This window comes from Myxococcus vastator (genome assembly GCF_010894475.1).
GTDB lineage: Bacteria > Myxococcota > Myxococcia > Myxococcales > Myxococcaceae > Myxococcus > Myxococcus vastator.
Genome location: NZ_JAAIYB010000776.1, coordinates 1 through 1949 on the forward strand (window position 1 = coordinate 1; position 1949 = coordinate 1949).

2 protein-coding genes are annotated in these 1949 nt (G+C 72.0%); both read right to left on the reverse strand.

Translation table 11 applies throughout. The features are described from left to right. Window positions 1-612: nucleotidyltransferase family protein (locus G4D87_RS37140; RefSeq protein ID WP_240358923.1), on the reverse strand; the 612-nt coding region annotated here is incomplete at its 3' end. Further along, window positions 612-1949: MraY family glycosyltransferase (locus G4D87_RS37145; protein WP_240358924.1), on the reverse strand; the 1338-nt coding region annotated here is incomplete at its 5' end. The genes G4D87_RS37145 and G4D87_RS37140, both read right to left, overlap by 1 nt.

A 1949-nucleotide genomic window follows, 5' to 3' on the forward strand; every position in this document is an offset into this window, starting at 1 on the left:
TGCCAGCAGCGCGTCGCCCTCCAGGGCCTCGCCCCAGCCCGCGAGCGCGCGGTAGTGAAGCTCCACCAGGCCCGCGGGCCCCGCGAGCTCCAGGTGGTGGGAGTCCTCCTCGCCATGACGGGCGCCATCGTCCCGCCGCGCAGACAGGCCCACGCGAGCGAGCGCCTGCACCGCGGCACCGACGTCCGCGCGCGCCACCAGCAGGTCCACGTCCGTGGTGGCTCGCTGCAACGGGTCCGGATACAGCCGCAGCGCCAGCCCGTATCCCTTGAGCAGCACCGGCACCTGTCCCACCGTCGCCAGCGCGTCCAGGCATCGCAGCAGCAGCGCCTTCACCCGCAGGGCCCGCGCCGCGTTCCCCAGGGACTCCCGGCGCAGGGACGCGCTCGCGGGCCCGGGCAGCGCCCAGCCCGCCCGTTCCACCGCGTGCGCCACGAAGCCCACCAGCCCGTGGCGCACCGCCGTGCGCACCAGCGCCTCCGCGTCCCCGCCTTCCGGCGGCGCACCCGAGGGGGCGTCCGGCCACGCACGCAGCAGGGCCAGGAGTGCGCTCGCGCCCACCGGTGTCAGGCGCGCCTGTCGGGTGCGCGGCGCGGCGTGCCCGTCAGGCATCACTTCCTCAGCGCGATCAGGCGCCCGGGCTCGGCGTCGACCCGCGGCTGGAGCCGCTCGGCGCTCTCCGCCACCGCGTCCGCCACCTGCTCCAGCGCCAGCTCCTCATCGCGGTTGATGGCGGCCCGGCCATCCCGCCACACCAGCAGCATCGCGCCCAGCACCTCGCCTTCAACCTTGATGGCGATGCTGACCTCGAACGGCATCCCCGCGCCCGCGAGCCGCTGGGCTTCAAAGACGACGTTGTCCGCGAGCCCCGTGGGCCGGATGCGCTGGAAGCGCAGCTCCTGGCGCGACAGGCCCATGGCGTCCGCCAGCGGGCGCACCGCGTTCCACACCCCCTCCAGCGAAGGCGCCGCGCGCACCGCGCGGGTGACATCCTTCACCAGGGTCCGCAGCCACAGGTTGCGCTGCCGCACCTGGTGCATGTCCCTGGCGCGGCCCAGGTCCAGGTAGCCCAGCCGCCGCATCAGCAACACGATGAGCACGCCCATGCCACACAGCAGCATGGCGCTCTGCGCGCTGTTGGCGAAGTTCAGCGCCAGCGCCACCAGCATGAACAGGCCGCACAGGCCATACAGCACCAGCACGGTGGCGCGGTGGCTGAGCACCAGGTGGCTCATCAACCGGTGATGGATGTGCTCCCGGTCGGCGCTGAACATCGGCCGCCCCAGCAGCGAGCGCCGCACCATGGCCAGCAGCGTGTCCATGATGGGCAGCCCCAGCGCCATCACCGGCACCAGCATGGCCACCGCCGTGCCGCTCTTGGTGCTCGTCTGGATGGACACCGCGGCCAGCACGAAGCCCAGGAACATGCTCCCGGTGTCCCCCATGAAGATGGAGGCCGGGTTGAAGTTGAACACCAGGAACCCGAGGATGGCGCCCGCCAGCGCCGCCATCAGCAGCGCCAGCAGCACGTCGCCTCGCGACAGCGCGAGGAGGAAGTTGGTGCCGACGCCGAAGAAGGCCACGCCGCCCGCCAGCCCATCCAGGCCGTCGATGAGGTTGAGCGCGTTGACCACGCCCACCACCCACAACACGGTGAAAGGCAGACTCAACGCGCCCAACACCAGCTCCGGGCCGAACGGGTTGGCGATGACGTCGATTCGGAAGCCCATGGCATACAGGCCCAACGCCACCGCGAACTGGACGGCGAACTTCAGCCGGGCGCCCGCGCCCCGCAGGTCGTCGTAGAGCCCCAACGCCACAATCGCCGCGCCGCCCAGGAACAGGCCCGCCACCAGCTCCGTGTGGGAGCGGAAGTGGTACCCCACGCCAGAGTCCACCAGGAACAACGCGCACAGCGGCGCGAAGAACCCCCCGACCTGTCTCTTATA